The sequence below is a fragment of the Sulfuricurvum sp. RIFCSPLOWO2_12_FULL_43_24 genome (genome assembly GCF_001829605.1).
Lineage (GTDB): Bacteria > Campylobacterota > Campylobacteria > Campylobacterales > Sulfurimonadaceae > Sulfuricurvum.
Window position 1 is genome coordinate 22554 of the sequence record NZ_MIBT01000084.1, and the last position, 6000, is coordinate 28553.

General features: G+C 46.2%; 6 protein-coding genes. 5 read left to right on the top strand and 1 reads right to left on the bottom strand.

The genetic code is table 11. The features are described from left to right. Positions 1–2013 carry an NAD-dependent DNA ligase LigA gene (gene ligA, locus A3G19_RS07680; protein ID WP_294871731.1) on the top strand — a complete coding sequence of 671 codons (2013 nt, stop codon included), beginning with the start codon at positions 1–3 and terminating at the stop codon, positions 2011–2013. Here the strand turns inward: ligA and A3G19_RS07685 are convergent. Next, positions 1939–3132, bottom strand: a complete 1194-nt coding sequence (locus A3G19_RS07685) for an FAD-dependent oxidoreductase (RefSeq protein WP_294871734.1) — start codon at positions 3130–3132, stop codon at positions 1939–1941. The two genes, ligA and A3G19_RS07685, sit on opposite strands and share 75 nt — an antisense overlap. 86 nt (positions 3133–3218) lie before the next feature. Between A3G19_RS07685 and A3G19_RS07690 the strand changes: the two genes are divergently transcribed. The 4 genes from A3G19_RS07690 to A3G19_RS07705 form a co-directional block, all read left to right on the top strand. Then, positions 3219–3929, top strand: a complete 711-nt coding sequence (locus A3G19_RS07690) for a TlyA family RNA methyltransferase (protein ID WP_294871736.1) — start codon at positions 3219–3221, stop codon at positions 3927–3929. Beyond that, positions 3910–4737: a bifunctional riboflavin kinase/FAD synthetase gene (locus tag A3G19_RS07695; protein ID WP_294871739.1), complete on the top strand. Its 828-nt coding sequence runs from the start codon at positions 3910–3912 to the stop codon at positions 4735–4737. Before A3G19_RS07690 ends, A3G19_RS07695 begins: the two co-directional genes overlap by 20 nt. 63 nt (positions 4738–4800) lie before the next feature. Further along, entirely contained in the window at positions 4801–5217 is a 417-nt protein-coding gene (locus A3G19_RS07700) for a c-type cytochrome (RefSeq protein ID WP_294871742.1), read from the top strand. Between the two features lie 202 nt (positions 5218–5419). Next, positions 5420–6000, top strand: a 581-nt coding sequence (locus A3G19_RS07705) for a F0F1 ATP synthase subunit A (protein WP_294871745.1), incomplete at its 3' end; no start/stop codon positions are given.

Genomic DNA, 6000 nt, shown 5'->3' on the forward strand with positions numbered 1-6000 from the left:
ATGACCCAAACCGAATACCAAACCGCCGTAAAACAGCTCCAAAAATACTCCTACCACTATTACGTCCTCGACGATCCGATCACGACCGATGAAGAGTACGACATCCTTTACCATCAGGTCGTGGCGTATGAGGCAGAACACACCGATGAGATCATCCCCGATTCGCCGACACAGCGGGTCGGTGACGTGCCTCAGGATAAATTTGACAAGGCCCAGCATCTCAGCCGTATGTGGAGCCTCGAAGACCTCTTTAACCGCGAGGAGTTGGAGACGTGGGTAAACCGCATCGTAAAAGGATACGGCGATGTCCGTTTTTACTGTGAGCCGAAGTTTGACGGGGCGAGTTTGAATCTGATCTATGACAACGGGGTACTCGCTCAGGCGATCACACGGGGCGATGGTGTCGAGGGGGAAGAGGTGACCCAAAACGCCAAAACGATTCAGAGTATCCCCCTCACCATCGAGTATACGGGGCGGATCGAGATTCGGGGTGAAGTGGTGATCTTCAAAGAAGATTTTGAGAAGATCAATCTGGAACGCTCCCGAAACGGCGAGTCTCTTTTTGCCAATCCGCGCAATGCGGCGGCGGGGAGTCTTCGTCAGCTTGATACCCGTATTACCGCGTCACGACGTCTCGTCTTTATGCCCTACGGTATCGGAGCCAACACGTTGGAGATCAAAAACCTCTCTGAGCGGATGGAGTGGGTCTATGCTCTTGGGTTTCGTAATCCCCACATGACCCATTTGTGTGAGAGTGCGGATCAGATCGAGACGTTTTACCATGAGATGCGCGTTGAGCGGGATAATTTCGCGATGCTTCTCGATGGGATGGTGATCAAGGTCGATGCGATCCGTGTGCAGGATGAATTGGGCTACACGGTTAAAAATCCCCGTTGGGCGGCGGCGTATAAATTCCCCGCTATCGAGAAACTCACAACTTTGCGCGAGGTAATCATGCAGGTGGGGCGTAGCGGTGTTGTCACCCCTGTCGCCATCGTCGAGCCGGTGGACATCGAGGGGGTAACGGTAGAGCGTTCGACGCTTCATAATTTCGATGAGATCGAGCGCAAAGATATCCGACTCGGGGACAAAGTCATTATTTTACGAAGCGGTGATGTGATCCCGAAAATCGTCAAGGTGATCGCATCTGAGCGTAACGGTAGTGAGCAGATCATCCACCGACCGAAGCATTGCCCCGTGTGTCATTCAGAACTTCTCGATGAAGGGGCGCTCATTAAATGTCAGAACCTCTCGTGCGAAGCGCGGGTGGTGAACTCCATCATCTATTTTGCCTCCAAACAATGTCTCAATATCGACGGGTTAGGGGATAAAATCGTCGAAGCGCTTCACAGTGCGGGTATGGTGCGGGAACTCAGCGATCTCTTCGGTCTCACGATGGATCAGCTTCTTTCATTGGAAGGGTTCAAAGAGAAAAAAAGCCGTAATCTCATTGATGCGATAGCGGCGGTCAAAGGGTGCGATTGCTGGCGTTTTATCAATGCTCTTGGGATCGAGCATATCGGTGAAGTCGCATCGAAAACATTGTGCGGTGCATTCGGAACGGCGTTTGATCGTGCGAGCCGTGAAGAGATTTTGGCATTGGAGGGGTTCGGAGGGGAGATGGTCGAATCGATCCTCGAATTTTCCCGCGTCAATAGTGAGAAGATTGAAACCTTGCGCACACTTTTAAATCCCGTAGCCCCTATCAAAGTGGAAGCTCACGAAAACCCGTTTAAAGGGAAAAGCGTCGTGATCACGGGATCGATGTCGGTGCCGCGCGATAGTATTAAGGCGATGTTGGAAGAGTTGGGGGCGAAAGTTGCCTCGTCGGTGTCGAAAAAGACCGATTATGTGGTGTACGGAGAAGATGCGGGGAGTAAGTACGATAAAGCAGTGGAACTTGGAGTTCCTTTACTTACTGAGAGCGAGTTTCGCTCCTTAACGTCGCTTTCCGATAGCACTTCGACGACGCAAGGGGCTAGTGTAAAGGTGAAAAATAGCCTTTTTGATTAAATAGGCGATATACCCTTTTACTTTAATCCCTCCGGGGAGCAAGCCTGCTCCGTATTCACCGCCCAGCGCAATCATCACCCCTTGATTTTTAAACCGAAACGGTTGTTTGCTTTTTCCCCTTAGTGAGAGAATAATATTTCGAGCAACGCTCTCACCTCCACGTTCGGCAAGCTGAGCGGTCGGAGGGATAAATTTCCCCTCATCGGTGATTGCCTGCGTAATGTCTCCGATGGCATAGATGTTTTCATGGGTTGGGATATTGAGGTTTTCATCGACGATCAAATGCCCTTTAGCGTTCGTTTCAAAGCCCAAATATTGGGTGAGGGTCGATGCGGCAATACCCCCTGTGAAAATCATAAATTCGAAATCCAGTATTTTGCCGTTATCGAGGAGAATTTGGTTGGCACGTACTTCGCTGATACGGTTGTTGTGCCAGACGTGAACACCCAGTTTGATAAGGCGCTCATACGCACTCTCAATCAAAAACGGGTCCATCCCAAAGAGGATACTCTCATACGCATCGATGAGGTAGACATCTACCCCTCGGCACCCGAAATTTCCGTTTTGATAAAAACTATTGGCGTATGCCGCCATCTCTGCGGCGATCTCTACTCCGGAAAGCCCTGCTCCTCCGATCACGATATTAAAAGGTTTTACTTCACACCCGCGACTTTGTGCTTCGATACGGTTAAGGAGGGAGCGTTCAAACTGCTGTTTGAAATCGAGTGCGGAGGGGATACTTTTGACTCCGTGGGAATGTTGGCGAAGCCCTTTGATGAAATCGGGAAAATAGGTTCGGCTTCCGGTGGCGATAATGAGATAATCGTATCGGATACTTTGTGTCGCTGTTGAAACGGTAGAGGAGAGAGGATCGATGCCGCTCACTTCGTCACAGATAAATTGGACCAACCCGAAACTTTTGCAGAGGGAGGGAAGATCGATCATCACGTGGGACATATCTACTTTGTTGGCGATGAAATCATAGACTTCAGCCTGCATATAATGGTAAGGATTTTTATCGATAAGGGTGATCGTAATATGTGTGTTATTGGCTAAATGTTCGATTGCACGAATGCCGCCGTATCCTCCTCCGATGACTACCACATGAACTGATTGCATAAAAAATCCTTACCTGAAAACATTCGCGCAATGGTATCCTAAACAAAGTTATGTCACGATAACGAATTAAAAGATAATGGAACACTATGAGACTTGATAGTTATTTGGTAGAAAATGGACTCGTTGAGAGCCGAAACAAAGCGCAACAATTGATTAAAGAGCATGCCGTGAGTGTTGATGGCAAGATTATCGATAAAGTTTCCTTCGATGTAGCGGAGGGGATGAGCGTTACCATTGCCGATACGGAACTCTACGTCAGTCGTGCCGCCATTAAGCTCAAAGGATTCCTCCCCTATACCGAGTGGAACTTACGCGGACTTCGCGCCCTTGATATCGGTTCCTCTACGGGTGGATTTACCCAAGTTCTTTTGGAAAACAGTGTTGCGAGTGTCACGTGTGTGGATGTCGGAAGCGATCAGCTTCATCCGAGTTTGCGCAGTGAGCCGCGTGTCAGTGTTCATGAAAATACCGATATTCGAGTTTTCAGCGCTGAAATCCCTTACGAGATCGTCACGTGTGATGTTGCTTTTATACCACTGGAACTGATACTCGAATCGATCGATAAACTTGCTTCTAAATACATTGTTCTTTTGTTTAAACCGCAGTTTCAAGTGGGACGTGAAGTGAAACGGGATAAAAACGGCGTCGTCAAAGACGACAAGGCGATCGGTAAAGCGATGATCCGTCTCGAAGATGCGTGTGCACTGATGGGATGGAAACTGGTCGCTAAAGAGGTTGCCCATATAGCTGGAAAAGAGGGAAATCAGGAGACATGCTATGGCTTTGTCAAAGGTTGATTCCATTGCCATCGGCGGATTTGACGGGATGCACATCGGGCATCAGCAGTTGTTTGAACAGCTAGGGGAAAAAGGGGCGATTGTCGTTATTGAGACGGGATACGCCAACCTAACACCCGGAAGTGAGCGAGAACACTATAGTCACTATCCGATTGTTTATTATTCCCTTGATGATATTCGTCATTTGGAAGGGGCAGAATTCGTTGCTATGCTCAAAGAGCGTTTTCCCCATTTGAATAAAATCGTTGTTGGATACGATTTCCACTTTGGAAAAAACCGCCGTTATTCGCATAGTAATTTAGGTGAATTATTTTCAGGCGAAGTCAAAGTTGTGGATCAAGTAAGCATTGATAACGATTCCGTTCATTCACATAAAATACGAACCAAAATCCAAATCGGAGATATCACCGGAGCCAACCGCTTTTTAGGACATAATTATTGCGTAAAAGGTTCGGTGATTAAAGGGCAGGGGATTGGGAAAACCGATCTCGTTCCTACGATTAATCTCGAATGTCCGGGTTTTCTTCTTCCGTATGAAGGGGTCTATGCTGCATTGACACGTATCGATGATGAGGAACATTTTCACCCCTCTGTCGTTTTTGTAGGGCATCGTGTCACTACGGATGGAAGTTATGCGATCGAGAGTCATATACTAGGTGAAACGATTGAGAGTTGTGAGAGAGCATCGATCAGTTTTGTAAAGTTTTTGCGTAAAAATGAGAAATTCGATTCCCTTGATTCTTTGAAACAGGCGATTGAGAATGATATTACTACCGCCAAGAGAGAATTACGTCACCTGAGTTTATAGAAATTATAAGACTTTTTTAAATCTAAAGTGTTATTATTAACTATATCGATTAAGGAGCTGTTGATGAAAACACGGGGTTTACTTATGATCGGGCTTGCGTCATTATTGATGACGAATGTGTATGCTGCTAAAACGGCAAATAAAATGGGAAATATATATAAAGAGCGATGTGCCAACTGTCACGGGATTAAGGCAAACGGAGTTCCGAAGCTTAAAGAACAAGCGGGAACAACGGTCGAAGAAGCAACGGCGCAAGGTACATCTTCTCAAGAAAAAAGCAATATTTACGGTCCTCCGCTCAATGTCTATACTCAAGATGAGGTTTATCGTAAGTTGATGGATCTAAGAAGCAAAGATTTTGATAGTCAATCGTATCACTCGGTAATGCGTAAAAATTTGAAAGTCATTGAAGATCGTGAAGGTAAAATTTCCGATGAAAAAATGGCAGAGTACATTTTTACGACATTTGGCCCTAAATAAATTTCTTTCCCCCAGTTCATCTGGGGTCTTCACAAAATATGCCTCTTTTTTCCTCATACATACTGCTTGTCGAGTGCTTCAAAAATAGATTGATGATGATAATATAAGCGCAAATAGGGAAGTACGTTATATGGGTTTATAGGAATTTAATCTGGGTTACGGTAAAATCCCGTTAATATTTCTATTGCAAAGGACGCTACCTATGGGTGAGTTGTTTACCTTCTTTGGCCTTTATAGCCACGATCATAGCTTCATTTTCCTCACACACATGTTGCTTACAGCAGCAATCGTGTTGATTATCGCGAAATTGGCTACGTCAAATCTTCGTCTTGTTCCATCAGGGACACAAAACGTTATGGAAGCTTATCTTAGCGGCGTTCTTGCTATGGGTGCGGATGTTATGGGTAAAGCGGAAGCTCGCCGTTATCTTCCACTCGTTGCAACGATCGGTCTTTTCGTCGGTATCGCAAACATTATCGGAGTTATTCCCGGTTTTGAAGCACCGAGTGCATTTTTGGATTTCACCCTTGCATTGGCATTGGTTGTTTTCGTGTACTATAACTTTGAAGGTATCCGCCGTAACGGTATCATCAGCTACTTCAAACACTTTATGGGTCCTGTATGGTGGTTAGCATGGTTGATGTTCCCGATCGAGATTGTTTCTCATATCTCACGTATCATCTCTTTGAGCTTCCGATTGTTCGGTAACGTCAAAGGGGACGACATGTTCTTGATGGTAATCTTGATGTTGGCTCCTTGGTTGCTTCCGATGATCCCGTTTGC

Excerpts from the sequence above, each read along its gene's own strand:
- ligA (WP_294871731.1), top strand. The coding sequence starts at position 1 with ATGACCCAAACCGAATACCAAACCGCCGTAAAACAGCTCCAAAAATAC.
- A3G19_RS07685 (WP_294871734.1), bottom strand. The coding sequence starts at position 3,132 with ATGCAATCAGTTCATGTGGTAGTCATCGGAGGAGGATACGGCGGCATT.
- A3G19_RS07690 (WP_294871736.1), top strand. The coding sequence starts at position 3,219 with ATGAGACTTGATAGTTATTTGGTAGAAAATGGACTCGTTGAGAGCCGA.
- A3G19_RS07695 (WP_294871739.1), top strand. The coding sequence starts at position 3,910 with ATGGCTTTGTCAAAGGTTGATTCCATTGCCATCGGCGGATTTGACGGG.
- A3G19_RS07700 (WP_294871742.1), top strand. The coding sequence starts at position 4,801 with ATGAAAACACGGGGTTTACTTATGATCGGGCTTGCGTCATTATTGATG.